Below are 25995 nucleotides of genomic sequence, written 5' to 3'. Positions count from 1 at the left end.
GCACACGACGGCGCCGGGGGAGCGGGTCTCCCGACCCGCTCCCCCGGCGCGCTCATCGTCCCTCACCGCATCCGACGGTCCGCACGAGCCGATCCGGCCGCACGGCATGCACGTCCACTCGGCAGACCGGCCCGCATGGACCAGCCCAGCCGCACGGCGCACAAGCCGACCCGGCCGTAGGGACCGACCGGCCCGCACGGGCCGCCCGGGTCAGATCAGCTCGACCACCTGCGAGTAGTGGCAGGCGTCGGGGTGGCCGGTCCCCCGGTCCATCAGCTCTGGCGGCTCCTCCACACACCGCACGCGCTCGGCCTCGCTCAACTGCCCCGCGAACTTCGGGCAGCGGGTCCGGAACCGGCATCCCGACGGCGGATCGGACGGGCTCGGCACGTCGCCGGTCACGATGATCCGCTCCCTCGTGCGCTCCTTCACCGGGTCCGGGAAGGGAATCGCCGAGATCAGCGCCTGCGTGTACGGGTGCGCGGGCGACCGGAACATCTGCTCCGTCGTCCCCGTCTCCACGATCTTGCCGAGGTACATCACGGCCACCCGGTCGGCGATGTGCCGGACCACCGACAGGTCGTGCGAGACGAACAGGTACGACAGCCCCAGCTCCTCCTGGAGGTCCTCCAGCAGGTTGATCACACCCGCCTGGATCGACACGTCCAGAGCCGAGACCGGCTCGTCCAGGATCAGCACCTTGGGGTTGAGCGCCAGGGCGCGCGCGACACCGATCCGCTGCCGCTGCCCACCCGAGAACTCGTGCGGATAGCGCGAGCTGTGCTCGGCGTTCAGTCCCACCAGTGACAGCAGGTCCTTCACGCGCTTGCGCGCGTCCGTCCCCCGCTGACCGTGGATGCGCATCGGCTCGGCGATGATGTCGGCCACCGTCATCCTCGGGTCCAGCGAGGCGAACGGGTCCTGGAAGACGAGTTGGAGATCGCGGCGGAGCGGTCGCATCTGGCGCGCGGACAGCGTGTGCAGCGGCTTGCCCATGTAGTGGACCTCGCCGGAGCTCTGCTTGATCAGCTGCAGGATCAGCCGCGCCGTCGTGGACTTGCCGCAGCCGGACTCGCCCACCAGGGCCAGGGTCTCGCGCTCACGCAGGTCCAGGGAGATCCCCGAGACGGCCTGCACCTCGCCGATCCGCCGCCTGAGCAGCCCCTTGGAGTGGATCGGGAAGTTCTTCACCAGGTTGGTGACGGAGACGATCGCCTCGCCCCCGCCCCGTTCCTTGGGAGCGGCCGCCGGCGGCTCGTCCCCTTCCGTCTCCTGCGGCCCGGAGGTCCGGAACAGGTCGTCCGGAGCGGACTCCCCCAGCTCGTCGCTGAAGTGGCACGCCGCGGTGTGCGCGGTGGTGTCGCCCACCGGTACCGGGACGCGCCCCCCGTGCTCGTCGGTGGCCAGCAGCAGGGGCTCCTCCTGATGGCAGATCTCCTTGGCCATGGGGCAGCGCGGGGAGAAGGCACAGCCCTTCGGCATCGCCAGCAGGGCGGGCGGGGTGCCCATGATGGGCGTGAGCCGATCGCTGCGGTCCTCGTCCATCCGGGGCAGCGAGCCGAGCAGGCCCAGGGCGTAGGGCATCCGCGGCCGGTAGAACACCTCCTCCACCGGCCCCATCTCCACCATGCGGCCGCCGTACATCACACCGACGCGTTCGACCTGCCCGGCCACGACGCCCAGGTCGTGGGTGATCAGGACCAGGGCCGCCCCGGTCTCCTGACGTGCCCGGTCCAGCGCCTCCAGGACCTGCGCCTGCACGGTGACGTCGAGCGCGGTCGTCGGCTCGTCGGCGATGATGACGTCCGGTTCGTTGGCCATCGCGATGGCGATGACCACCCGCTGGCGCATGCCGCCCGACAGCTCGTGCGGGTACTGCTTCAGGCGCTGCTGCGGACTGGGGATCCCGACGATCTCCAGCAGTTCCAGGGCCCGGTCCATCGCGGCCTGCTTGGTCACCTTGCGGTGGGCGAGCACGGCTTCGGCGATCTGGTAGCCCACCGTGTACACGGGGTTGAGCGAGGTGAGCGGGTCCTGGAAGATCATCGCGATCCGGTTGCCGCGCACCTTGCTGATCTGGGCGTCGGTGAGACCGACGATCTCCTCCCCCAGCACGCTGGCCGAGCCCGACACCTTCGCGTTCGGGGGCAGCAGCCCCATGATCGCCATGGAGGTCACGGACTTGCCGGAACCCGACTCCCCGACGATGCCCAGGGCCTCACCCCTGCGCACGACGTAGGAGACGTCGCGCACGGCGTGCAGCGGCCCGTCCTCGGAGGGGAAGGTGACACTGAGGTCCCGGACCTCCAGCACCACGTCGTCGTGTGCCACGGTGACCGCTCTCTCGTCTTTCTCGTCGCTCGTGTGGTCGGTCGTGCTCATCGCCGCCCCATCGTCTGTCGCGGGTCCAGGGCGTCACGGAGTCCGTCGCCGATGAAGTTGATCGTCAGACAGATGATCACCAGCAGGACGCCCGGCGGATAGAAGAGCCAGGGGCGCGTGGAGGCGGCGGTCCGCGCCTCGCCGATCATCTGCCCCAGCGAGATGTCGGGGAGCTGGATGCCGAAGTTGAGGAAGGACATGCCCGCCTCCAGCAGGATCGCCACGGCGACCAGCAGCGTGGCGGCGACGATGATCGGACCGGCGGCGTTGGGCAGCAGGTGGCGGACGATGATCCAGCCGGGTGAGGCCCCCGCCGCGCGGGCGGCCTCCACGAACTCCTGTTCGCGCAGGGACAGGACGACGCCGCGCACCACGCGGGCGATCTGCGCCCACGAGAACATCGCGATGATCAGCGCGACCGCGTACCAGGTGGTGCCGCCGCGGACGCTGCCCGCGATGGCCGCGACCATGACCAGCAGCGGCACGATCATGAACACGTCCACCACGCGCATCATGAGGGCGTCGACCCGGCCGCCGTAGTAGCCGGCGGTGGCGCCCCACAGGGAGCCGATCACCGTGCCGAGGACGGAGACCGTGAACGCGACCTTCAACGTCTGCTGGGTACCGCGCATGAGCTGGCCCAGCACGTCGTGTCCGGCCGTCGTCGTACCGAAGGGGTGGTCCGCGTGGGGCGGGACGCTCGGCGGGATCTCCCGGTGGACCAGGTGGTCCCAGGTCCACACGTAGGGCCCGAGGAAGGCGACGAGCGTGATGACGGCGAGCAGGACGAGGCTGATCATCGCCGGCCGGTGCCGCAGGAACCGGCGGGTGATCATCTGCAGCTGCGTGCGCTCGGCACCGCCGACACTCTCGGCGTCGGTGCGGGGATGGGCGATGGGCGCCTTGTTCTCACTCAAAGCGGATCCTCGGGTCGAGCACGCCGTACAACAGGTCGGCGATGAGGTTGGCGACGATGACTGCGGTGCCACTGAGCATCAGCCACGCCATGAGCGCGAACGAGTCGTTGGCCTCCACCGCGGCGATGAAGAACTCTCCGAGTCCGCGCCACTGGAAGACGCGTTCGGTGAGCACCGTGCCGTCGATGATCCCGGCCATGCCCACCGCGACCACGGTCGTCAGGGGGATGAGGGCCGTGCGCAGGGCGTGCCGCCGGATGACGACGCGGTTGGGCAGCCCCTTGGCGCGGGCCAGGCGCACGTAGTCGCTGTTGAGCACCTCCAGCATCGAGGTCCTCTGGTAGCGGCTCCACGCGGCGAAGCTGGTCAGCATGAGCACGATCGTGGGCAGCGTCATGTAGGCGAGCGCGTTGGTGAACCGCCCCCAGGCGTCGAGTCCCTGGGCCTGGTAGGTCCCGTCGCCGATGGTCGCGAAGATCTGGGCTCCGACGAGTTCGTTGAAGCCCACCCCGGCCTGCTGCATGATCCCGGCGAACCAGAAGGTCGGCATGGCCAGGGCCAGGAAGCCCACGAAGGTCAGGGTGTAGTCGAGCTTGGAGTACTGGCGCATGGCGCTGATCACGCCGGACAGGACCGCCAGCCCGAGGGCGAAGACCATGGCCGCCGTCACGAGCCGCAGCGTGACGCCCAGGCGGTCGGCGATGTTCTCGCCGATGTCGTAGGTGGCGCTCTGCGTGGAGGGGCCGAACTCGCCCTGGAGCAGGCCGATGTCGCCGTTGCCTCCGATTCCGGTCATCCAGAGCCAGTAGCGCTCGGGCATCGACCGGTCGAGGTAGAGGCGTTCCTCCTGGAGTTCGATGACCGAGGGGTCGGGGGGCGGTTGCTGCATCCGCAGGTCGGAGAGCGGGTCCCCCGATACGTCGATGAGGACGAAGGTGAGAACGGAGGCGAGGAGCAGGACGGGTATCGCGCCCAGGACGCGCCGCACCGTGTAAACGAGCATGGTGTGATCCTTCAGGGGTGAACGAGGACCGGCCCGGACACGGGAGGATGTCCTGTGCCCGGGCCCGGGGCCTGCGCCGAGTTACTCGGCGAGGGCCCACTCACCGATGTTGTAGGTGGCGCGGTAGCTGGACTGGAGGTTGTCCTCGATGTTGGCGACCCGGTCGTTCACGAAGAAGTAGTTCGGCTCGGCCAGGATCGGGAGGACGTAGGCCTCCTCGACCACCAGCGCGGCGGCCTCGTTCGCGAACTCCGCGGCCTCCTCCTGGCTCGCCGAGCTGCCGACGGCCTCGACGAGCTCGTCGATCTCCTCGTTCGAGAGCTTGCCGAAGTTGCTGCCGCTGTCGCTGTGCCAGTACTGCTCGGGAGCGGTGGTGAAGTACGGGGTACCGCTCCAGCCGAACTGGACGATGTCGTAGTCCTGCTCGGACAGGACTCCGCCCAGGTCGTCGATGACCTCGATCTCGGCCTGGATGCCGATCTCGGCGAGGTGGGCCTGGATGAGCTGCAGGGAGGTGCTGCGGGTCTGGGTGTCGGTGGCGCGCAGACGGAGCGGGCCGACCTGCTCGCCGTCCAGCATGAGGGTGTCGCCGTCCAGCTCGTAGCCGGCGTCCTCGAGGATCTCGATCGCGGCGTCGGCGTCGCCGGAGCCCTGGCCGGAGTCGGTGATGACGTCGGTGAAGTAGGGGCTGTCGCTGCCGAAGACGTGGTTGTTCTTCAGCTCGTACTCGGGGTAGCCGGCACCGAAGTTGCGGTTGGCGATGTCGTCGCGGTCGATCGCGGTGAAGATCGCGCGGCGCAGCTCGACGTCCTCCAGCCACTCGTTCTCGGTGTTGAGGTCGACGTGCTCCCAGATGTTGCCCTCGCCCACGGAGAGGGAGACCTGCGGGAGCCCTTCGAGCTCCTGCATGACGTCCTCGGAGTACTGGGCCGGGTTGGCGCCGTCGATCTCACCGTTGTTGATGGCGTTGACGAAGGTGCTCTCGTCGGTGTTGAACGGCATGATGATGCGGTCGAGCTGGGGCTCCTCGCCCCACCACTCCGGGTTGGGCTCCTTGACGACCTGGTTCTCCAGGTCGCCGTCGGTGATCATGTACGGACCGCCGGACCACTCGGGCCGGGTCTCGTGCAGCCAGGTGAAGAACTCGCCCAGCTGGTCGGGGTCGTCGACGTCCCAGCCGTTCTCCTCGGCCAGGTGGGCCGGGTAGAAGCCGCCGCCGGTGCTGTGGGCGTCGACCTGGCTCATCCACTCGGCGTCGGCCAGGCCCTCCTTGAGGGTGAAGGTGATGGTCTTGCCGTCGACCTCCATCTCCTCGACCATGTCGGCCGTGGTGCCGCCCCTGGAGTCACAGGTGGTGCAGTAGCCCGAGTCCGGGGAGGCGGACATCATCACGCTGACGCGGATGTCCTCGCCGGTCATCGGCTCACCGTCGCTCCACACCGCGTCGTCGGCGAGCGTGAAGCTGTACTGGAACGGCCCCTCGTCGAGGTCGTCGTTGATGAGCGTGGGCTCCTCGGCGAGGACGTCCATGTTGTACTCGTAGGTGCCGTCCGGCTGCCACTGACCGGTGTAGGGCAGTACACCGGAGAGCGTCTGGATGGTGTAGACGCTGCCTCCGGCGGAGCTGATGCTCGCCCACGCGGCGGGAAGGCTGTTGATCACCCACGTGACCTCCCGCTCGCCCTCCGTCTCCTCGCCGCCGCCGCCCGCGCATGCGGTCAGCACCATCATCGCGGAGGCACCCGCCGCGCCGAGCGCCAGGATCTTCCTTCGTTTGTGCATCAGTTACACCCTTGATCACTTATCGCAGCCAACGCGCGCAGATTGCCTGGTTCGCGCATACCCGCCGAACTTAGGCGATTAGTGCACTAGAAGACCAGTGAGTGAAATGTCTGTATAGCCCTACTGCCAGATTCGTGACCGAGCCGCAACCGGTTCGCCGCCATCGGAGCCCGAACACTTCACACGTCGCACACACATTCGTCATACGAAGGGAGACCGGGCGTCTGCCCAGGTCACGGAGGGCGCGAAAGACCCGTGCGCTGATCCTGGATTCGGTCTCGCCAGAATTAGCAGGCATACCCGCACGCGCCCCCGGAAGAACATCCGAAAATGTAAACGACGTTTAACTACAAAGGACGTCCGCATCGCTACACACTGCGAAACAGACATATAGGTACATACAGCCTCTTATGCAGACGAACAGGGCGCATGGTGGTTGTGCGCGGCGGGCCGCCCGGACGCCGCCGGAGGACGCGCCGGGGAACACCCCGAGGGCGCCCCGAAGGTGGGCGAATACGTAGGATCTCCGGATGATAATCAGATTTTTGCGACGATCACGACATAGGACTTAAATCAGCACACACCACGCACAGCCCTGCGTGCATCGACCTGTCCGAAACCACGCAGCCGCTCCCCCAGAGCCGATAGGGTTTCCAACGGCGACAGCCGCCGCCCCCGTGAGACCTCCACGAGAGAGGCATGTTCTGTGTCCGATACAGTCCGCCTGGTCTGCCCCGCGGGCCGCAAGCACGTGGAGTTGTGGGCTGGCTACGCACTGGTGGTCCTGGGGATCGTGGCCATCACGGTCGATCCCACGCACTGGGCCAACATCACGCTCGGAGTACTGATCGCCGCCATCGGCGCCGCCCTCGCGGTCCACGGCCACCTGATCAGGGTCCCCGTGCTGGAGGTATCCGACGGCGAGTTCCGCTACGAGCGCGGCCGGTACGTCGTGAGCGTCCCCTTCCACGACATCGGCTCCTACTACGTGCTGCCCGGCCGCATCCGCTCCCTGGGGCTCTGTGACACCGCGGGCCGCCCCAAGCGCTTCCCCTCGCTGCAGAGCCGCCGCTCCTCGCGCACCTACCTCCCGCTGACCGGCATGACCAAGCCCGCCAAGGTCGAGTCCTTCATGGCGATGGCCGGCATCCCCCCGCGCAAGCGCTCACTGTCCGCCTGAGGGGCGGGACGGGCGCCTCACGCCCGACCGGCGTGCGGACCTCGCTCGCGCCCGAGTCGTCCGTGACCGGTTCGTCGGTGCCCGGCGCGGCCTCCGGCGGAGGCGTCCCGACGTCCGTTCCGAGCGTGGATCGAGGATCGCCGACCCGGGCGTCGGCGAGCGGCGCGGACGCTCCCGCGGAGGCGTCCTGTCCTGCCACAGTCGCGGATTCGGCCCGTGCGACCGGGGCTGTGAGAACGCCGGAACACCCCGGCTGTCGGCCGGGACCACCGTCTGGAAGACCGATCCCTACCCGTACACCCTGACTTCGGCGCCTCATCACGCGCACACGCTGGTACCGAGACCCACAGCGAGGCCGCGACCGGCCAGACCGACGACCGCGGAACCGCACCCCGCCCGGTATTTCGGTCGCCGGTGAGCCGACACGAGCACGTCCGAAACCCGGCGTCCGAAGAGCGGGTCATCCCCAGCCAGTCCCCCGCACACGCATCACATCGGACAAATCCGCCCCACACGCCCCATGCACATACCGCCACAAGGTCGGGTCCTCTACCCTCGAAGTCGTGAACCGCTCCAGAATCACCGCCATCCTCACCGTCGCGGCGATGCTCGCGGCCATGTGGGTCTTCGAGATCGTCGACAGCCTCGTGCTGCGCGGCGACCTCGACCGTGAGTTCGGCCTTCGCTCCTGGGACGTCGACGCGCCCTGGACCCTGCTCACCGCGCCCCTGATGCACGGCAACCTCGCCCACCTGATCGGCAACTCGCTGCCGTTCCTGGTCCTCGGGTCGCTCGTGGCCTTCAGCGGCCTCAGCCGGTTCCTGCTGACCACCCTGATCGTGGCCGTCGTCAGCGGCGTGGGCGTGTGGCTGTTCACCGCGCCCCCGTCGATCACGGTCGGCGCCAGCGGCCTGGTCTTCGGCTACTTCGGCTACACGGTCCTGCGCGGCATCATCGAGCGCAAGACCGTCGACATCGTCATCATGATCTGCGTGATCATCTTCTACGGCACGATGATCTGGGGGGTCCTGCCCCAGTACCCCGGCGTCTCGTGGCAGGCGCACCTGTTCGGGTTCATGGGCGGTCTGCTCGCGGCCTACCTGCTGCCCCGACGCGAGAAGCCGCGCCAGATCAACCAGTGGAACAACGGCGCCCAGGGCGGCTACTACGCCCCGTGAGCCGCAGGTTCCCCGGACATGACGGACGGGCCGTCTCCCCGCGGGGAGACGGCCCGTCCACGTCGGTCACGACACGGGGCCGGAGACTCTAGAACTCCACGCCCTCGGCGTCGTCGCCCAGGGTGCGCTCGACGAACTCCGGGTTCTCGGACAGCCACACGCGGGCGCCCTCCTCCGGGTCGTCCTCGTACTCCTGCAGCGTCTGGACCTCCAGGGCACCGAGCTCGTCGTCGGTCATGGTGAAGTCGCCCAGCCACTCGGCGACCTCGGGGAAGTCCTCGGCGAAGCCCTCACGGCCGATCGAGTGGATGCTCTCCGTACCGCCCATGAGGCCCTCGGGGTCCTCCAGGTCCTTGAGGTCGAACTGGGCGTAGGCGATGTGCGGACGCCACAGGGTGACGACGATCGGCTCCTCCTCCTGGTAGGCGGAGTCGAGCTCGGCGAGCATCGCGGACGTGGAGGACTCGATGAGCTCGAAGTCCTCCTCCAGCCCGTAGCCCGGCATCGCCTCCTCCTTGGTGACGCGCACCAGGCCGGAGCCGGACTCGATGCCGACGATGCGGTTGTCGAGGTCCCCGGCCGCGTCGGGGAGGTCCTCGATGCTGTTGACGTCCTCCATGTAGGTGGGCACCGTCAGCGTGAGCTTGGCGTTGTCGTACCAGGCCCCGAGGTCCTCCAGCTGGTCCCCGTAGTCCTCCCAGTAGTCGGCGTGCGTCACCGGCAGCCAGGTGTCCAGGAACAGGTCGACGTCGCCGTTGGCCGCGCCCTGGAAGACCGGGGCCACGTCCAGGTCGGTGACCGTGACGTCGTAGCCCTTCTCCTCCAGGAGGACCTTCCACATGTTCGTGGCGGCGATGTCCTCCTCCCACGGGATGAGGGCGATGTTGATCTCCCCGCCGCCGGCGCCCTCTTCGTCCTCGGGACCGTCGGCCAGGCCGCTACCCCCGTCGTTGCCGCAGGCGGTCAGCATCAGCACGCTGCTCAGGCCGAGGGCCGCGAAACTCGCGAAACGCTTGTTCATGGTTCCTCACTCTTCCGTCGGGGAATCTGCTTCGGTCACGTTGGGCCGTGTCACGAACTGGACTGTCCGGCACGGGCTTGTGGGGAGTTGCGGCTGACCGCCGCGGTCAGCCGGTCCAGGAAGATCGCCAGGATGACCACCGCGATGCCGGCCTCGAAGCCCAGGGCGCCGTCGTTGCGGGCGATGCCCTGGTAGACCTCGTTACCCAGGCCCCCGGCACCGACCATGCCCGCGATGACGACCATCGACAGGCCCAGCATGATCACCTGGTTGACGCCGGCCATGATCGTGGGCAGGGCGAGGGGCAGCTGGATACCGGTGAGGATCCTCCGCGTCGACGCCCCGAAGGCCTCACCCGCCTCCACCAGCTCCTTGTCGACCTGCCGGATGCCGAGCTCGGTCAGGCGGACGCCGGGCGGCATGGCGAACACGATGGTGGCGACGACACCGGGCACGGCGCCGATCGAGAAGAAGAAGATCGCCGGGATCAGGTAGACGAAGGCCGGCATCGTCTGCATGAGGTCCAGGACCGGCTTGGCGATCTTGCTGACCGTGGAGTTGTAGGCGGCCAGGACGCCGATCGGGATCGCGACGACCACCGCCACGAGGCTGGCGACGAGCACCAGGCCCAGGGTGTCCATGGCGTTGGCCCACTGGTTCACCGAGGCGACCACGGTCAGCGCGATGAGCGCGAACAGCCCCATCCGCCAGCCGGCGACGGTGTACGCGAGCAGGCTGAGCAGCAGGATCATGACCAGCGACAGCGGCGCGACGACCAGCGCGGGCAGGACGAGCCAGCCCAGCAGGACCGTGACGAGCCAACCGCCGGCGACCGCCGCCGTGCGCACACGGGTCCGGGGCTCCATCGCGCCGAGCACCGTCACCGCGATCAGGAACAGCAGCGAGATGCAGAAGTAGGCGTCGACCCCGTCCTGGTCGAACAGGGCCATGGCCCACAGGAACAGCTGCGGCGGCAGGCTGTTGATGATCACGTTGCCGAAGAAGAACAGCCACTGGAGCACGTAGAGCAGTGAGACCGCTCCCACGATCGACACCAGCGGGAGCCGGCGCACGCGCGACAGCGGGGCGGCGATGATCACCGCGGCGATGAACGCCAGCTGACCGGCCGCGGGCTCGACGAAGAAGCCCGACAGCGCCTCCACGGCCCAGCTGATGAACGCGCCGACCGCGTCGAAGAACCAGCCGAAGCCGGACTTCAGCCACTGGTTGAACGCCTCGAAACCGGCGCCGAGCGGCAGGGTGGGCGGAAAGTCGATCGGTGTCACGAGGTCTCCTTCCCGGCCGAGAGGGCCGCGAGCACGGAGGCGCGCGTCACCGCCCCCAGCACGGTGCCGTCCGCGTCGACCACCCGCAGGCGGTCGGCCGTGGTCATCTCGGCGTACAGGTCGGCGATCGGTGTGTCGGCGCTGACCTGCGCGAGACCGGCGTCGGAGGCGGCCTCGGGATCCACGGCCGAGGCGGCGGTCAGCACACGTGTGCGGTCCACGTCCTCGGTGAAGCGCTCGACGTAGTCGTTCGCGGGATCGCTGAGGATCTCCTGCGCGGTCCCGACCTGGGCGACCCGGCCGTCGCGCAGCACGCAGATGCGGTCGCCGAGGCGCATGGCCTCGTTGAGATCGTGCGTGATGAAGACGATGGTCTTGCCCAGGCTCGCCTGGAGCTCCAGGAGCTGGGTCTGCATGTCGCGGCGGATCAGCGGGTCCAGCGCGCTGAAGGCCTCGTCCATGAGGATGATCTCGGTGTCGGCGGCGAGCGCGCGGGCCAGGCCGACGCGCTGCTGCATACCGCCGGAGAGCTGTTCGGGGAGCTTGTCCTCCCAACCGCCGAGGCCCACGAGCTCCAGGGTCTCCCGCGCCTTGGCCTCGCGGTCGGCGCGCGTCAGGCCGCGCAGCTCCAGACCGTAGGCGGCGTTCTCCAGCACCGTCCGGTGCGGCAGGAGCGCGAAGTGCTGGAAGACCATGCTGACCTTCTCACCGCGGAGTTTGAGCAGGTCCTTCTTGCTCAGGTCGGTGATGTTGACGCCGTCGACCTCGACCGTCCCCGCGGTGGGGTCCAGGAGGCCGTTGAGCATGCGAATCAGGGTGGACTTACCCGAGCCGGAGAGGCCCATGACGACGAAGATCTCGCCTGGTTCGACCTCGAACGAAACGTCGATGACGGCGGCCGTCACACCGAGGTCGGCGATGGTGTCCCGGTGGCTGCCATCGGCGAGGCGCTCGACGGCGGCAGCCGATTGTCGTCCGAACACCTTGTACAGGTTGTCTGCGCGTACTGCTGGCACGGTCTCCTCTATGGGGCTGTCCCGGCCGCGGGACACAGCAGGACGACCTTTAGCCCCATTGCTACCCGCGGATGTCTCAGGTGAGCGGCGTGCGCAGAGCCCCCTGGCGCGCCCCGGTTCGGGGCGGGACCGCTACCTGGTTCACGTCGGGGCGCCACCTTACCGATGTGAGAACCCACAGGTCAGACGCAATGTCACTAGCAGATAACATGTTTACTTGCCGTAAGAAGCGTCCGCCGACTTGTGACACGGGATGCCGGGACTCGAAAGCGCCGTTTTGTGATCTATACCACAGGCCATTTTAGGGTTATCCCGGTCACAATTGTGAAACAGGCGCGCGGGGAGACAGAACGTGTCAAGGCATGACCATACCGTAAGGGCCCTCGGGGCTCCAGACCTCAGTCCGCCTGCGCGGCGACGCGCGTCCGGCTGAAGTTCAGATGCGACCGCGAGGGCGTCGGCCCGCGTTGTCCCTGGTAGCGGGACCCGTAGCCGGCGGAGCCGTAGGGGTGCTCGGCCGGGGAGGACAGCCGGAACATGCACAGCTGGCCGATCTTCATACCGGGGTAGAGCTTGATCGGGAGCGTGGCCACGTTCGACAGCTCCAGGGTCACGTGCCCGGAGAAGCCGGGGTCGATGAACCCGGCGGTGGAGTGCGTGAGCAGACCGAGCCGCCCGAGGGAGCTCTTGCCCTCCAGACGGCTGGCGATGTCGTCGGGAAGGCTGACCACCTCGTAGGTGGACGCCAGGACGAACTCCCCGGGATGGAGGATGAAGGCCTCGTCCCCGTCGGTCTCGACCAGCCGCGTCAGATCGGGCTGTTCGACCGAGGGGTCGATGTGGGGGTACTTGTGGTTCTCGAACACCCGGAAGAAGCGGTCCAGTCGAACGTCGATGCTCGACGGCTGGACCAACCCGGGGTCGAAGGGGTCGATCCGGACGCGTCCGGAGTCGATGTGGGACCTGATGTCGCGATCGGAGAGCAGCACGCTCCGAACTTACCGCCTGCGAGAACACCCCGTCGTGGCCCGGTCGCGCATTCCGGCGGGCGCGGCGCACGAGCGGACCCCCGCGCCGACTTGCCCAGCAGGCCCGGAGTTGGGCTAGGATGACATGCGTTGCCAGCCGCACCGTCGGCGGGCCGCGCGGATGTAGTTCAATGGTAGAACTTCAGCTTCCCAAGCTGATAACGCGGGTTCGATTCCCGTCATCCGCTCCGTTCGAAAAACGGCCCCTGACCTGCGAACATCGTTCGCACGCCAGGGGCCGTTTTCGCGTTCCGGGTGCACCAGCGGGTGCACGGGGGGCGCGGATGACGCGCCGGGCTCCCGTCATACACCCCCGTTTGCGGGTGCACGCGGGTGCACCCGGCCCCGCCGGACTCGGCGCCAAGCACACGAGGCGTTCGTCGGCGCCCCCACCGCGTGGGGACGGAGACCGCCCCAAGGTCCGTGGGACAACCCCTCCTGCCTGACATCATCCCGACTCTTGGCGGGCCGGCGTGGTGTCAGGGCTGCATAGAGAGCATCCGTCGAGGACTGGCGAACCTGGACACCTGTGCGTGTCTGGTCGCCGCAATGAGCAACGGGTGCCGCACTCGCGGCGACGAATCCAATCGGGTCCGAACCTCTGTGGTCAGTACACCGCCCGCATCTCGCCCTCGAGCGGTTTCACAGTCAGTCACTCCGGCGCGGAACCAGTGGAGGGCACAACGGGGGCGGGTCAAATCCGAAGGTCGCCGCGCGGCGGCCGAGCGGCTGCGCCAGCTCGCCGGACCTAGCTAGGTCCGAGTCGTGATCGACGCCCATGAGATGGGCCGCGAGAGCAGTACGCCCGAGGTCGTGCGCGTGCGCGGACGTGGTGACTTCCCGGGACACAACCGTCATCCAAACGGTGCCGCTCCTGCGCTGCACCTCCCAAACCAGAGTCGGACTACCGACGTCTGTCCTGGCTGGGCCGTGACGGCCCTCACCCTTGTTCCTCGGAGGTCTCCCCGTTACGTTTGTTATTGTTCAATCACTAACAGAGGAGTATTCATGAGCGTCAACCCGACCCGCGAGCTCACCCCCGCACAGCACGCCCTGGCAGAGCACCTTCGGCTGGTGTCGTCCGGCCAGATCGACGAGTGGATCGAGCTGTACGCCGCGGACGGCACGGTCGAGTTCCCCTTCGCCCCCGCCGGTGTGCCTACCCTGGTGCAGGGACGCGAGGCGCTGATCGCCCACATGCGCGGCTTCCCGCAGACCTTCGACGTGAAGTTCGTCGACGTGAAGTTCATCGAGACGGCCAACCCCCGGACTGCGGTCGCCGAATACCGCTCGGAGGGAATCGCCCTCAGCACCGGCAAGCCGTACGAGCAGACAGTCATCACGGTGATCCGCCTCGACGAGGCGGGCCTGGTCAAGCGGTTCGTCGACTACTGGAATCCTCTCGTGGTCATCGAGGCCATGACCCCCGACGAGGCGGCCAGTAGCCAAGACGTGTCGTGGCCCTCGGAGCGTTGATCCCGGTTCGACGGGGTGAGACGGGTCACCCACCCGTCTTGCCCCGTCGCACCCTGTCCCACTCCGCAGTGAGAGACTGGGAGACATGCCCGCCCCTGGCTCCAGAGTGAAGAGCGATCAACGCCGTCGAGTCGTGCTGGACGCTGCCGTGGCCTGCTTTGCGCGCAAGGGTTACTACGGCACGACCACTGGTGAGATCGCCGAACGGGCCGAAATCTCTCAGCCCTACGTCTACCGCCTGTTCGCCAGCAAGGAGGCGTTGTTCGCCGGTGCCATCCTCCACGTGTCCGAGCTGATCTCGGATGCTCTGACCGGCGCCGAAGCCGGCGCCGATGAGGCCGGGCCGCACCGGCAGCCGGAGGCGGTGATGCGTGCGATCCGGTCCGCCTACAGCACCCTGATCGAGGACCGGGACGTCATGCGGTTCCTCATGCAGGCCAGTTGCGCAGCCGATGAGCCGCTCGTGGCTGAGGCGTTGCGCACGTGCTATGCCAGGCAGGTCGAACTCGTCAGTGAGCTCCTGAACCACGACGACGCTGCGGTCCGGCACTGGTTCGGCGCCGGGATGCTCGAAAATGTCACGCTAACCCTCGGCCTGGCCGACGTCGACGAGCCCTGGGCGCGGACCCTCAGCGGACAACGGTCTCGTTCGGACGGCGGTAGCTTCGCCCACCGGGAGTCGCCGTAGCTTCCGCCGAAAAAAGGCGGCTATGCAGGCGGCCGGCCAGGCCGTCCCACTTCCTTGGAACTGGGACGCCGTCCGACGGTGTCGACGTCGATCGACACTGCCCAGGTCAGGACCGTCCCAGAAGTTGTGCCACAAGTGCGTCCCGGATTAGCTAGTAGGGCCGCCCCCGCCTGGCGCTGGTCTCGGGTCGATGCTGGCGGCGGTGTAGTCGAGGGTGTACTCGCTCAGGCGCCCCCGCAGGCGTCCGGCAGCCTCGACGTAGGAGTCGTAGTCGTTGTGGACGTCCTCAAGCCGATCAGCGATCAAGGTGTACCTGTCGACGGCGTCCGGGGCGCCCTCGGACTCTCCGAAGAGGGACCCGTTGGCGCTGCGGGAGCCGCTGTCGTCGAGAACGAACCGGTCCGCGATGTCACGCGGGATCCGCTCCTCATCGCGCAGCAGGGTAGCGAATCCGTTCCCGTATCCCTCGGCTACGATCAGCGGTTTGCCATGGGCGGCGTACTCGCTGGCCGCCAGACCGTAGGCCTCGCTCTCCGTGGCCATGACCATGACATGGGACTCCCGGATGGATCGTTCCTTCTCCACCTGGTTGGCGGTGAACTCCTCGAACGCCACGAACGACTGCCACGCTCCTACACCGAGTCGCCGGTCCAGCAGCCCGACAAGAGCAGAGGAGTTCTCCTGATCGACGCCGCGAAGCGTGAGGCGAACGTCCTCGTATCCGCCTTCACGCAAGTCGTGCACGGCCAGTGCGACGTCGGTTGCTCCCTTGTTCAGGTCGTGCATGCGCCCGAGCATCAGCACGTTGAAGGGCTCCCCCGGCTGACGGCGTGCGGGGGTGTCATGGGCGGTCTCCACACCGGGCACGAACTCGTGGGTCGGCGGCAGCGACTGCGCCTGAGACCACCCCGCCGCCAACCTCCGGGCGTCCACCGCCGACTTGGGGCCGTGCGCCAGGATGAGGTCGGACCTGGCCAGGACCTCCCGGTGGCTCTCGGTCCGGTGCTCGCCGAGTTCAGGAAGGTCGAGGGCCTTGAAAAGCCCTTGGGGGTCCATGGTGATGACCGCGGACACCTTCGCATGCGGGTAGTACGTGTCTCTGAGGTGCAGGGCCGCGGGACCGGTGACGTCGCCGTAGCCGACGATCACGTCGAACGCACCCGCATCAGCCGACAATCCTGCTCGCGTCGGCCCCTGCTCGGCCAGAACGGCCCGGATGGTCTTGGAGAACCGGTCCACGAAATGCCGGGTCTGCTGGATGTCAGCGGTAGCCTCCGGCGACAGGAGGGTCTCGTCCAGCTCGACGACGTGGACCCCTTCTCGCCTCTGCTCGCAGGGGCCGATGGTGGCCAGGTGGACGTCATTGCCACGGGCGAGGGCTTCCGAGAGCTACCGGTTGAGAACCAGACCCCCATCATCAAGTTTCCCGGAGCTGGCCAGGAAGAGATAGCGCGTCATGCTCCAGCGGCCTCACGTGTGGTTGTTTCGGAGAGGAGACGTGGTTTCGGGGCGAGCCGGAGCATCACAGGTTGAACAGGTGGGTCGTGATCTCGTCGGCCAGGGAGGAGAAGGTCTGGGCGTCGTAGCCGATCATGGCCGTGGCCCGGCCGGGTACAAGCCGGGCAGCGGCCTCGTCGAGGATCTCCGCCATGACGAACGTGGTGTCTGCGGAGACGGCTTTCCACACCGGTCCACTGCTCCTGGGGGGTTCGGCGATCTCCCGCTCCTGCGGTACCCGCGGCAGAGGGGAGTCTTCCAGTACCTTCCTGCGGATCTCCGCGTCCTTGTCCGCGAAGGAGGGATCCTGGCTACCGGTCATCAGGTCGTGTGCGGCGTCCACGGAATCGCGTTCCCTCCAGGGGAAGTCCTCCTCCCCGGCCAGGACCCGACGCAGGATCTCCGCCGCTTGGGCAGTGTCCCTCTTCACAGAGCGGTCCCGTGTGGCGATGACCTGCTCCCGGGGCGGAATGTGGTCGGCGGCGGCCCGGGCGGCCCAACGCAACCGTTCCAACCGGGCGGCGTCCATACGGGTGGTGAACGGCTCAGGGGTCACGGCGATCCAAGGGAGACCACCGGGATGCGGTGTGGGCCCCTGGCCGGTGAACGCACTACGCAGGTGGTCGGCGATCTCGTGCAGGGTCGCCGAGAGCCCCGCCGAACCCTCGCCGATCACACACGCGGGGCGCCCAGGGGCCAGACGGCGCTCAAGATCGGTCAGGGCTTTCGTCACAGCCAGCACCCAGTGGTCGGTGACGATGACACACGACCCGGGCTCGAAGGCCACGTCCCCGTAGAGGTCGGGATAGTCCAACAGCGCGTATCCGGGATGCTTGACCTGACGACCCTCCTTGATCCGGGTCCACCAGTCACGGGCGGCCTCGGCCAGAGGAAGGGGCCGATCATCAGAACCGCGGCGCGTCAGCAGGTGTCGCGTGGGATCCGAGGGCTCACCGAGGTCGGCGGGGACCTGGGCGTCGGAGGCCAGGACCTCCTCCAGGGTCTTCCAAGCGGCGACACGCTCCTCCGACCAGCCCCGTTTCCTCAGCCATGGGTATTCCAGCCACATCATCCGCGCGGCGGCGGAATAGAGGCGCTCGTACTCCGCCACCACTTCTCCGCCAACTGGCATGAAAGAACTCCCCGAATATTCACAAGAGACATACTGAACCGGCCTGGATGAAAATCAGGAACCCCTGGCAATCCCACATATCGACCATCGACGCCGATGAGAATACCGAGTGGCCCCGATGCGGTGAAGCAACACCTTCAGGTACGCACCCAGCGCTGGCCGATCCCGTCGACGCGGGGTCTGGGTTTCTCTGGCTTCGGTAGGCAGGCTCAGACCGGAGCACCCGCCGAAGGCGAATCGTCGCCGTCGTCCACGCGGGGACTGGGGTGCCCCATCCTGTTCATCAGTTCCCGGAGGGACGCCCCCGCCTCAGCCGCGTAGGCCCGGGTTCTGGTCAGTCCGGCTGGTCAACACCACCGAGACCTGCAGAACGCCGGGGCCCCCGAACCCCTTCGCAGCCAGGCCGAGGCGCTCCTCCGACACGCCTGACACCGCCCCTGCTCAGCCGCGTAGCGGGCGCACCGTGCCCTCCGGCACGGTGCGCCCGTTTGAGGTGCCACTGTTCCTCAGCTCGCGCTCGCGCCCCTCTGGCCGCGCGTCGTTCCTCTGGTCGAACCATCGTGAGGATCACGGCATCTTCACCAGGGCTCCCGTACACAGGGGTCCCGCACCCCTGCCTGTCAGTGTCAGCCCCTGAACGGCGGCGCTAACGTGGCAGCCGAACGGCCGCGCTTCCCGGACACGCGTCCGGGACCGCCTGACCCTCACGGTCCGCGCTGCCCCGACCGGAGAAGGGACCCATCACCATGCTCCTGCCCGCGCTCGTGGCCCGCTCCTACGGAGACCTCACCTCCGACCAGGTGCCCCCGGACAGCGGGAAGCCCGTGCACGGCACGCAGGAGGCTCCATGCCCCCGACGGAGGCTGGCTCCCCCCGGCTCAGGGGGTACCAAGCCGTCCCCCGACGGCCATGGCCGACAACACCAGGGACAGGAGGAGGGCCCCGAGATGGAACGGTAGCGGTCTTGTCAGAGGGAACTCGGACCCGCCCGAACCAGGAATTCCGGCAGCGGCACCGCGGTCGCCCCCGAATCGGGCCCACTCCGCATCAGGTCGGAGGACACCTCGCACATGAGGGGCCCCTCTGCCCCCACAGCCCTACGCCGCCCCCGGACCGACCAAGAACCACGGAGGACACCATGCCCCGCGACCGCGTAGCCAGGACTCCCAGTCCGCGTTCACTCAACCTGCGCCGCCTCCTCGGTGCCTGTATCGCCGTGGCGATGGTCTGGGGGCTGTTCTGGCTACTCTTCCGCTCAGGCCTGACCGATCCACTGTTGGAGATGGCCGCACCGGGCTACGAACGCCTGGTCGCCATGATCAACGACCCGCTGGGCATCGACTGGGGCGGGCGCCTCGTGACCATCGCCGCAATCCTCATCCCGCACCTGGGGATCCTCCTCTTCGTCTTCGACGAGAACGCCTGAGAGGGCCGCTTGCCGGGGCACTGCGCGCGCAAAAAGAGCCCAGGAGGCGATGCTTTTTCTCCTGGGCTCTTCCTGATCCCTCGCATCGAAACCGGCTGTCATTCCGGCATCACCGAGGCCGTCCGATGCGCTGGTTGGTCTGGCGGGTCGCGCTGAACTTCAGCACGGAGTAGTCGTCGACCTTGTCATCACCGCCCTTGGTGAACCTCACCGGGTGACCTTTGTGCCATTGGCGCTCAAAGCTACCGAAACCGGTCAGGATAAGGCGGTCGCCCCGGCGCACCACGTCCATGAGTTCAGCAATGGCGGCATCGTAGATATCAGAGACGACTTTCTTCGGAAGCCCGACGCGGCGTGCCACCGCCGCGATGAACGCGCGTTTGGTCACGCGCTCCGGACCCTCAGAGGCCTGGGTCGCCGCCATGTCCGGTCCTCCGTTTCGGCCAGGGCACACCATCGTATTCACACTCGTAGACGAGTCTATTCTGCCCTCTCCCGAGGGTCAAAGCACCGCCCGGCGCGCCGGAGGGGTGCTCAGTCGAACTCGCGTTCGTCCGTGAACTCTGTCTGCTCCTCCACCTCCACGATCTTGCGCGTGCGTTTCGGTCGCGTTGCGCGGCCATCGTTGCGCAGATTGTGCTGGGCGGCATCCATCCGTGATTGGGCCGCCTTCTGCGCGAACCCCAATCCCGAATCGACCGCTTGCCCGGCAGCCTGCCCGATACCACCTCCCCGCTCGCGCCGCCTGGCTGCGTCCTCCTCCATTTCCTCCCACCGCTTGTGGTCCTCCGGCTCGATACCGAAGACCTTGAACCAGTCGACATCACCCATGGTCGCTCCTTTCTCTGCGCTTGTTCACTTTGCACCACCTGGCCGTTCAACCACCGAGTTCAGACCCTTTGTCCTGTTCCGGATCCGACCTCGCGGAAGTAATTCTCATCGCAGGGCGAACATATGACGGCGTATCGCTGGTCCTCTGCTCGGGGAACGCCCCGAGCCTCCTCGCCACCGCGCTCGACGACGGGCGGTCCCCGGAGGGACCCGGCGAGCGCATGTCGCCTCCCCGCCACTGTTGCGTGGCCGAGCCCGGACCCGTGTCCGCGTCGACGATGTCCTCCTCGTCCCGTCCGCGTTCAGGGCTCTGTTCCGGTTCGCCCCGGCCCCGCGGCCCTCGCTGCCCGCGATCGGTCCGCGCACGGTCGGCCTGCTCTCCGAACCCGCTGTTCTCGCTGATCAGATCGCGCATACGCTGTTCCCACGCGAGCCCCAGGCTCTGTCGCCACTGGGCCACCTTCTGCGGGTGGGTCTGCTCCATGGCCTGCAGTGACTCGACGAACCCGCCCACGTAGACCAACTTCTGGTCCCACTCACTGATCCCGTCGCCGCGCATGGACGCGAACATCGTCCGCGCCCTGCTCAGCCGCGCACGTGCCGAGGCATCCTCAGTCCGCTCGACCGCCTCGGGGTGGTGCAGGGTCGTGGAACCGACGACGTACTGCTCCATGACCGCCTTGAACTCGGCGGGGCTCCCCGTGCTGGTGAGTTCGGCGTACATGGTCCGTGCCACCTCGGCACGGTGCTCGTCGGTACCCATCGGCTCGCGCAGCGAGAACGTCCCGCCGGTGATCACGTCGCCGTTGCGGGCGTCGACGTAGTCACCCTCCCGGGCCTTCCCCGCCCGGTTGGTGTCCTCGGCGACCGTCGTCGCCGGTCCGGACCTGACGAACCGGCCGTGCCCCAGTTCGGCGAAGACCGCCGCCTGCTCGGGGTCACGTTCGACGAGCTGACCGACGATGTCCCGCATGTCGCGCGCGACCTCCTCTCGGTCCAGGCCGTCCTCGTCCACACAGTCGTAGAGCGCACCGAGGGTGCTCTGGTAGTTCTGCCTGACGAGGTCCCGGTCCGCGCCGGGCCTGCGCATCTCGTCGTAGGCGTTCTGGGCGATTCCCACGTGCGCCAGTGCGGCGCTGTGCTCGGTGAACGGGTCGCGTCCGCCGCGTTCCAGCCGCTCGAGGCGCTCCACGTGCCGGCGGTGCATCCACCCTGACGGGCCCCGCATACCCTCCCGTCGCTCGCCGGTCCGGTCGAAGTGCCGAGCCTCCTTCGCACGTGCCTTCTCGCCCTGGGCGGTGATCCTCGCCTCGCGCCGGGCCTGCCCGTCGATGGCGGTGGCCATCCGCTCGGCGTGCTGACCCATCACGGTGCGGAAGTTGGGCGAGAGGAGCCACATCGCCGTACCCATGCCCACTGTGGTGAGCACGCTCTGCGCGTTGAGCCCGCCTCTGAGCGGTTCCAGACACTGGATCACCATCTGCTGGACATAGGCCCGGTGCAGGTCGTTCAACTGTCGGCCCTGGTCCGGCTGGGACGCACCCGGCGAGGCGATGCGCGAGGTACGCAGGTGGCGGAGGAAATCGTCCTGCGCGCGCTGTGCCTCAAGCTTGAGCCCGGCCAGTGGATCACCGTCACGGCCGGCCCGGAGCTGCCTGTCGCCTGGTTCGCGGTCATACCGCTCGCGGCGGGCCCGTGGGGAGTCGGACCTGCGCCTCGCACGGCGCGGACGCCGAGTCTCCTCGCCGGCGCCGCGCGCCTCGGCGTCCGCGGCCTCCCCAGCGGCGTCGGGGGCCGGGTACGTCTCGGCGTTCAGAGTCCTCTTCCTACGCGTCGCCACGACCGCCTCCGTCCTCGCCCGTCCCGGTCACCCCACCTGGATACGCGCCGCTCGGCCCGCCGCGGTCATTCCGTCCGTCAGTCATGTCACCGTCCCCGACCTACCTCTGTCCCACGCCTCTGGCCTGCCTGCTAGCTGTCGTCGCGCATCGTGTCGGCCATCGCCCGGTCGAACTCGCCGCGGGCCAGGTCCAGCCAGTTCTCCCGCTCGGCGAGGAACTCGTAGAACGCTCCGTGCACCTGGAACCCGTGCAGGTCGGTCAGGTGCTCCGGGTCCTCGGCGAACACCCGCTCGGTCTCGCTCTCGCTGGCCTGCTGGAGCCGCCGCATCGCCTCGGACTCGTCCTGGCGGGAGATGTAGACCCTCGATCCGTCGGCACTGCGCAGGGCTCCGTCAGGGCTCACCGAGAAGTGGGCGCCGTCTCGCTCCAGCGCCGGCCGCACCGACTTGTACGCCTCGATGATCTGGGCGTCCAGCGGGCTGTCCAGCGCGCCCGCGTGCGGTCGCGCCGGATCGGACGAGAAGTGGACCAGCATGTCGCGGCTGATCAGGTTGTTGGCGTAGCGCAGCCGGCGGAACTCGGTCATCCTCGCCTGCTGGGAGTCGACCGCCTGCTGGGTCGCCGTGTCGAACTCCCAGGGCATGTCCAGATCGATGGCCTGGTCGAGGTCCTCCAGGTCGACGTCGTCGGAGCCGCCCAGGTCGTGTTCCTCGGCGTAGGCCTCACCACGGGCGGCGTCGACCAGCTCCATGACCTCGTTGGCGTAGGTGTCGGGGTCCAGCCGCGCGACGTCGACCTCGGAGAGGCCGTGGACCTTCTTGTGCTTCTCCCTGCACTCGGTGGTCAGTTGGGCCTGCTGCATGCGCTTGGCCAGCATCGCCTCGAAGTCGGGCTGGTTCATCCGCACGTCGAAGTCGACCGCGTTGGACAGCGTCGGGATGGTCTGGAGCGTGTAGTCGTGCCCGGGGTGGTTGATCGTGTCCTCGAACATGCGCCAGGACATCGGCAGGATCGTCTCGTTGCGGTTCCACACCGGCGAGTCACCCGCGCGGAAGACGATCGAATTGCGCTCGGAGATGAAGGCCATGTCGTTGTAGGAGATGACCGGCTCCTCCTTCGTGGACATGGTGTAGGAGACCTTGCCCTCGACACTCAAGCCCTTGACCACGTGTCCCTTGTCCTGGGTCACGGTCTTGGAGTCCATGTAGGTGGTGTGGCGCTTGCCGGACATCTTCTCCAGCGTGTCGAGCATCGAGTCGTCGGTGCTCTTGAGGAAGACGATGTTGGAGGTGTTGCCCTGCACGATCTTGTCCACGGACTCGCCGTAGACGTCGCGCAACTGCTGAAGCGTCTGGAGGATGAGCGTGAACTGCTGCTCCTGGCCCAGTCCGATCGACAGCATCGTCTCGAAGCCGGAGATACCGTGCCCCTCCGACTGGAGGTTGCCCAGCTCGTCGAGCATGAACCGGGTCTTGTACAGCGGCTTCTGGTTCTCCTTGGTCATGTACGACTTGTCGAAGTTCAGGTCGACCAGTTGTTTGATCAGGATGAGGATGAGCTTGGCGTACTTCATCAGATGCGGCGGCGTCACCAGGAACACCACCTTGGGCTGCTCCGAATAGCGCACCATCGTCTGTGTGATCGCGTTGGCCTGGCCCATCTCCTTCTGGGGCAGGTCCCCTGTGACGTTGGTCAGCCGCATCTGCGGGTAGGTGGTGTTCCCGGGTGCGAACGAGCCGTCACCCTGTTTCCTCAGCTCCAGCAGGATCCCGTTGCGGATGATCTTTTCGCCGGTCACCGGGTCGGTGACGTAGAACCGGCCGTTGAGCGAGGTCTGGTAGTCCTTCTTGAACTTGAAGTGGAAGGTGCGGATCAGCATGCCGGTCTGCGGGTTCAACAACCGCAGTCGGACGTAGGCGACGTCGGCCGCGAACTTGCCCTTGAAGTAGTAGCGGGCCCAGCCTTCGCGGGAGACGATGTCCTCGTGCTCGAAGTCCTTCCCGAGCGCCTGCTCGAACCGCTCGTCGGCGTAGGCGTCCCACTTGGCCTGGGCGCCGATCAGGTGGTCGCGCTTGAGGTAGTTCATGGCGAAGCGCACGCCCATGCGGCGAGGGAAGCTCAGGCCGCCGAGGTCGGTGTTCTGGCTCGGGGTGCCGGAGGTGAGTGTGGAGATCGTCGGGTCTGCGAAGAAACTCATCGCCGTGATCGCGATGCCGTAGACACTGGCCAGCATCTTCTCGGCCGCGCCCATCGCCCGCAGCGCGTTGTCCGCGTTGCCGACCAGGGTCCGCATCGAGTTGGTCGGCAGCCCGTTGGTGGCGTTGAAGAACAAGGTGAGCATGTCCAGCTCCTTCTTGTCCTCCCAGAGGAACGCCTTGTTCTCGGCCTCCACCAGCGCGGCCTCGGCTTCGGCCTCACGGAACGTGCCGTCCTCCAGGCTCCCGTAGTCGCCCCTTCGGACGCTCTCCTCGACCAGGTCCACCGGGTTCTTCACCTTCTTGGCCGAGAGCTGCACGAACAGCTGGTAGCAGTTGTACAGCGTGACCTTGCCCCACTTCTCGTCGAGCTTGGTCTCCAGAACCTTGGGATCCATGTCCACCCGGGCGGCGTAGGCACGCAGTTCGCGCTCCTCCTCCAGGTAGAAGTCGATGAGGCCGTAGGCGGCGCGCTTGAAGGCGTTGCTGGCGGCGTTGGGCCACACCGGATCCTCACCGCCGTCAAGCGGAAAGAAGACGTCGGCGATGTTCTCGATGTACATCGCGCACTTGGTCGAGTCACCCTCACGGGCTGCTTCGGCGGCCATCCCGAGCGGGTTGTAGATGTCGGTCTTCATCGCGTTGATCAGGTTGAACTGCACCACCTGGAAGCCGCGCATCGTCGCTCGCACGTAGTGCTTGACCAGGAGCTCGCCCTTGGGGTCGTTGATGACCATGTTGTTGGGGCTCTTCTCGCGCAGCCACATGTCGATCATCGGCTCGATGTACGTCTGGCCCTTGCCGGCGCGAGTGATGGCCAGGACCATGGTGTTGACCGGGGCGGTGTCGACGATGTACGCGCCGGCCGGGCGCTGCACTTCGTACTCGGGGAACTCCCAGTCGGCGTTGATCATGTCCGCGACGGTCTTGTGCTCTCCGAGCTTGCCGCGGTCCTTGCCGTCCGGGTTGTAGGGGATCCTGGTGGTGTCGAACCGCTTGCGGATCTTCTTGTCCTTCGGCAGACCGGAGGCCTCGAACAGGTCTTCGCCGAACTTCTCGTCGATGAGCGGTGTCTTCGCGGTGATCGCCCGATCGTCGTCGTCTCGCAGGATCTCGCCCTTGAGGAACTCGACGTCGCCGTCGGAGTCGAGAACGTCCTCGTCCGCCCGTTTGGCGACCTCGATCGATTTGAGGCCCTTTCGGGCCACCATGACGTGGCTGATCATGGAAGACGGCTGAACGGAGCTGTGCGCGCCCACATCGGGGAACCAGTCGAACTTGCGGACGACCTCGTCCGGCAGGGCGATGTGCTGGTCGCCCTGGTACTGGTTGATGTCGCTGGTGTCGTGCAGCAGGTTCTGTGCGTCCCGGTTGCGCATGAGCAGCAGGTAGGCCACGCCGAACGTGATCAGGCCGGCGCCGAGCGACACGGCGAGCTTGACCAAGGTCAGGTGAAGGAACCACCCGGGGAGGGCGTCCGGCTCGCCCTCGCTCTCGGCGTGGATCTGTGCCTGCTGCGCGGCGACGTCGTCGAGGACCCACTGGGGCGGGTCCGCCAGGGCCTCGTCCTCGGTCTCGTGGCACGGCTGGTCGGGGGCCGCCTCCCCGTCCTCGTCCAGGACGCGGTAGCAGTACTGCGTCGAGGACATCTGCTCGCGTTCGACGAAGTCAGGGACTGTGGGCCCGCCGAGCGAGGAGGCCACGGCGCTCACGGTGAACTGGCCGACCGACCACAGCGCCCACACCAGCACGGCGACGAGGACTCCCGCCACGATCGCGATCATGGTGCGTGCGGTCCGGGTCCGTTTGCGTTCGATGCGCGAACGGTCGAGCTGCTGGGACTCGTAGATGTCGCGGTTGGCGAGCGTCTCCTCGGCACCGCGGGAGGAGAGTTTGTCCCACGCGCTCGCTTTAGGGCTGGAGCCCCTCCTGGCCATGAGGCGAGCCTTTCTCTTGACGTGTGCGCTGGAAGGCGCTGGTCTTACTGCCTTGTCAGTCGACATGACAGCGCGTTCGGGGTTCCTCGACCCATGTGGTCAGGGCACCACCCGCCTCGTCGAGGGTGGCGCCCCGTACCGGGACGCGCCCGGGACGCTCGGCTTCTCCAGGGCCGGCT

At 67.5% G+C, this 25995-nt stretch carries 19 protein-coding genes and 1 tRNA gene; 6 read left to right on the top strand and 14 right to left on the bottom strand.

The features are described 5' to 3' along the window. Nucleotides 1–210: 210 nt before the first annotated feature. The 4 genes from ADL05_RS17475 to ADL05_RS17460 form a co-directional block, all read right to left on the bottom strand. Nucleotides 211–2382 carry an ABC transporter ATP-binding protein gene (locus ADL05_RS17475; protein WP_053618033.1) on the bottom strand — a complete coding sequence of 724 codons (2172 nt, stop codon included), beginning with the start codon at nt 2380–2382 and terminating at the stop codon, nt 211–213. Further along, a complete protein-coding gene (locus tag ADL05_RS17470) occupies nt 2379–3299 on the bottom strand; it encodes an ABC transporter permease (protein WP_053618032.1) in 921 nt (306 codons plus the stop codon). Before ADL05_RS17470 ends, ADL05_RS17475 begins: the two co-directional genes overlap by 4 nt. Beyond that, entirely contained in the window at nt 3292–4302 is a 1011-nt protein-coding gene (locus tag ADL05_RS17465; protein WP_053618031.1) for an ABC transporter permease, read from the bottom strand. The genes ADL05_RS17470 and ADL05_RS17465 overlap by 8 nt, the downstream gene beginning before the upstream one ends. 81 nt (nt 4303–4383) lie before the next feature. Further along, on the bottom strand, nt 4384–6084 hold the full coding sequence (locus ADL05_RS17460) for an ABC transporter family substrate-binding protein (RefSeq protein WP_053618030.1): 1701 nt from the start codon (nt 6082–6084) through the stop codon (nt 4384–4386). Between the two features lie 706 nt (nt 6085–6790). Here ADL05_RS17460 and ADL05_RS17455 point away from each other — a divergent pair. Continuing rightward, entirely contained in the window at nt 6791–7264 is a 474-nt protein-coding gene (locus ADL05_RS17455; RefSeq protein ID WP_053618029.1) for a hypothetical protein, read from the top strand. A gap of 563 nt (nt 7265–7827) precedes the next feature. Continuing rightward, entirely contained in the window at nt 7828–8442 is a 615-nt protein-coding gene (locus tag ADL05_RS17450; protein ID WP_156365886.1) for a rhomboid family intramembrane serine protease, read from the top strand. Nucleotides 8443–8530: 88 nt separating this feature from the next. Here the strand turns inward: ADL05_RS17450 and ADL05_RS17445 are convergent, their stop codons facing one another. From ADL05_RS17445 to dcd, 4 genes are all read right to left on the bottom strand, one after another. Beyond that, nucleotides 8531–9463 (bottom strand): glycine betaine ABC transporter substrate-binding protein, encoded by a 933-nt coding sequence (locus ADL05_RS17445; protein WP_053618028.1) that lies wholly within the window; start codon nt 9461–9463, stop codon nt 8531–8533. A 50-nt stretch (nt 9464–9513) separates the two neighbouring features. Continuing rightward, nucleotides 9514–10749 (bottom strand): proline/glycine betaine ABC transporter permease, encoded by a 1236-nt coding sequence (locus ADL05_RS17440; protein ID WP_053618027.1) that lies wholly within the window; start codon nt 10747–10749, stop codon nt 9514–9516. Continuing rightward, nucleotides 10746–11741 carry a glycine betaine/L-proline ABC transporter ATP-binding protein gene (locus tag ADL05_RS17435; protein ID WP_053618117.1) on the bottom strand — a complete coding sequence of 332 codons (996 nt, stop codon included), beginning with the start codon at nt 11739–11741 and terminating at the stop codon, nt 10746–10748. Before ADL05_RS17435 ends, ADL05_RS17440 begins: the two co-directional genes overlap by 4 nt. 422 nt (nt 11742–12163) lie before the next feature. Continuing rightward, nucleotides 12164–12754, bottom strand: coding sequence for a dCTP deaminase (dcd, locus tag ADL05_RS17430; protein ID WP_053618026.1), 591 nt, complete (start codon nt 12752–12754; stop codon nt 12164–12166). A gap of 156 nt (nt 12755–12910) precedes the next feature. On the opposite strand from dcd, the gene ADL05_RS17425 reads away from it, so the two are divergent. From ADL05_RS17425 to ADL05_RS17410, 3 genes are all read left to right on the top strand, one after another. Continuing rightward, nucleotides 12911–12981: transfer RNA gene (locus ADL05_RS17425), tRNA-Gly, on the top strand. 820 nt (nt 12982–13801) lie between these two features. Continuing rightward, entirely contained in the window at nt 13802–14269 is a 468-nt protein-coding gene (locus ADL05_RS17415; RefSeq protein WP_053618024.1) for a nuclear transport factor 2 family protein, read from the top strand. Nucleotides 14270–14402: 133 nt separating this feature from the next. Then, nucleotides 14403–14957 (top strand): TetR/AcrR family transcriptional regulator, encoded by a 555-nt coding sequence (locus ADL05_RS17410; protein WP_019711140.1) that lies wholly within the window; start codon nt 14403–14405, stop codon nt 14955–14957. 147 nt (nt 14958–15104) lie between these two features. Here the strand turns inward: ADL05_RS17410 and ADL05_RS17405 are convergent, their stop codons facing one another. After that, entirely contained in the window at nt 15105–16196 is a 1092-nt protein-coding gene (locus ADL05_RS17405) for a glycosyltransferase (RefSeq protein WP_231640789.1), read from the bottom strand. A gap of 283 nt (nt 16197–16479) precedes the next feature. Continuing rightward, nucleotides 16480–17586, bottom strand: coding sequence for a hypothetical protein (locus tag ADL05_RS17400; protein ID WP_053618023.1), 1107 nt, complete (start codon nt 17584–17586; stop codon nt 16480–16482). A 1138-nt stretch (nt 17587–18724) separates the two neighbouring features. Here ADL05_RS17400 and ADL05_RS17395 point away from each other — a divergent pair. Further along, nucleotides 18725–19012: a hypothetical protein gene (locus ADL05_RS17395; RefSeq protein ID WP_053618022.1), complete on the top strand. Its 288-nt coding sequence runs from the start codon at nt 18725–18727 to the stop codon at nt 19010–19012. A gap of 109 nt (nt 19013–19121) precedes the next feature. Here ADL05_RS17395 and ADL05_RS17390 read toward each other — a convergent pair whose 3' ends face one another. The 4 genes from ADL05_RS17390 to ADL05_RS17375 form a co-directional block, all read right to left on the bottom strand. Next, on the bottom strand, nt 19122–19436 hold the full coding sequence (locus ADL05_RS17390) for an HU family DNA-binding protein (RefSeq protein ID WP_053618021.1): 315 nt from the start codon (nt 19434–19436) through the stop codon (nt 19122–19124). A gap of 110 nt (nt 19437–19546) precedes the next feature. Continuing rightward, the gene (locus tag ADL05_RS17385) at nt 19547–19843 is read right to left on the bottom strand and encodes a hypothetical protein (RefSeq protein ID WP_053618020.1); all 297 of its coding nucleotides are present in this window, start codon (nt 19841–19843) and stop codon (nt 19547–19549) included. 46 nt (nt 19844–19889) lie between these two features. Then, nucleotides 19890–21683 carry a hypothetical protein gene (locus tag ADL05_RS17380; RefSeq protein ID WP_053618019.1) on the bottom strand — a complete coding sequence of 598 codons (1794 nt, stop codon included), beginning with the start codon at nt 21681–21683 and terminating at the stop codon, nt 19890–19892. A 131-nt stretch (nt 21684–21814) separates the two neighbouring features. Beyond that, the gene (locus ADL05_RS17375; RefSeq protein WP_053618018.1) at nt 21815–25816 is read right to left on the bottom strand and encodes a type IV secretory system conjugative DNA transfer family protein; all 4002 of its coding nucleotides are present in this window, start codon (nt 25814–25816) and stop codon (nt 21815–21817) included. Between the last annotated feature and the right edge of the window lie 179 nt (nt 25817–25995).

The organism is Nocardiopsis sp. NRRL B-16309, assembly GCF_001279585.1.
Taxonomy (GTDB): domain Bacteria; phylum Actinomycetota; class Actinomycetes; order Streptosporangiales; family Streptosporangiaceae; genus Nocardiopsis.
Note: the sequence above shows the minus strand (reverse complement) of the source record. Positions and strands in the feature narration are given on the sequence as shown.

Bases quoted from the DNA above. Each gene is read 5' to 3' on its own strand.
- ADL05_RS17395 (WP_053618022.1), top strand. From the start codon at position 18,725: ATGCCCCGCGACCGCGTAGCCAGGACTCCCAGTCCGCGTTCACTCAAC.
- ADL05_RS17390 (WP_053618021.1), bottom strand. From the start codon at position 19,436: ATGGCGGCGACCCAGGCCTCTGAGGGTCCGGAGCGCGTGACCAAACGC.
- ADL05_RS17415 (WP_053618024.1), top strand. From the start codon at position 13,802: ATGAGCGTCAACCCGACCCGCGAGCTCACCCCCGCACAGCACGCCCTG.
- ADL05_RS17400 (WP_053618023.1), bottom strand. From the start codon at position 17,586: ATGCCAGTTGGCGGAGAAGTGGTGGCGGAGTACGAGCGCCTCTATTCC.
- ADL05_RS17460 (WP_053618030.1), bottom strand. From the start codon at position 6,084: ATGCACAAACGAAGGAAGATCCTGGCGCTCGGCGCGGCGGGTGCCTCC.
- ADL05_RS17465 (WP_053618031.1), bottom strand. From the start codon at position 4,302: ATGCTCGTTTACACGGTGCGGCGCGTCCTGGGCGCGATACCCGTCCTG.
- ADL05_RS17375 (WP_053618018.1), bottom strand. From the start codon at position 25,816: ATGGCCAGGAGGGGCTCCAGCCCTAAAGCGAGCGCGTGGGACAAACTC.
- ADL05_RS17475 (WP_053618033.1), bottom strand. From the start codon at position 2,382: ATGAGCACGACCGACCACACGAGCGACGAGAAAGACGAGAGAGCGGTC.
- ADL05_RS17445 (WP_053618028.1), bottom strand. From the start codon at position 9,463: ATGAACAAGCGTTTCGCGAGTTTCGCGGCCCTCGGCCTGAGCAGCGTG.
- ADL05_RS17385 (WP_053618020.1), bottom strand. From the start codon at position 19,843: ATGGGTGATGTCGACTGGTTCAAGGTCTTCGGTATCGAGCCGGAGGAC.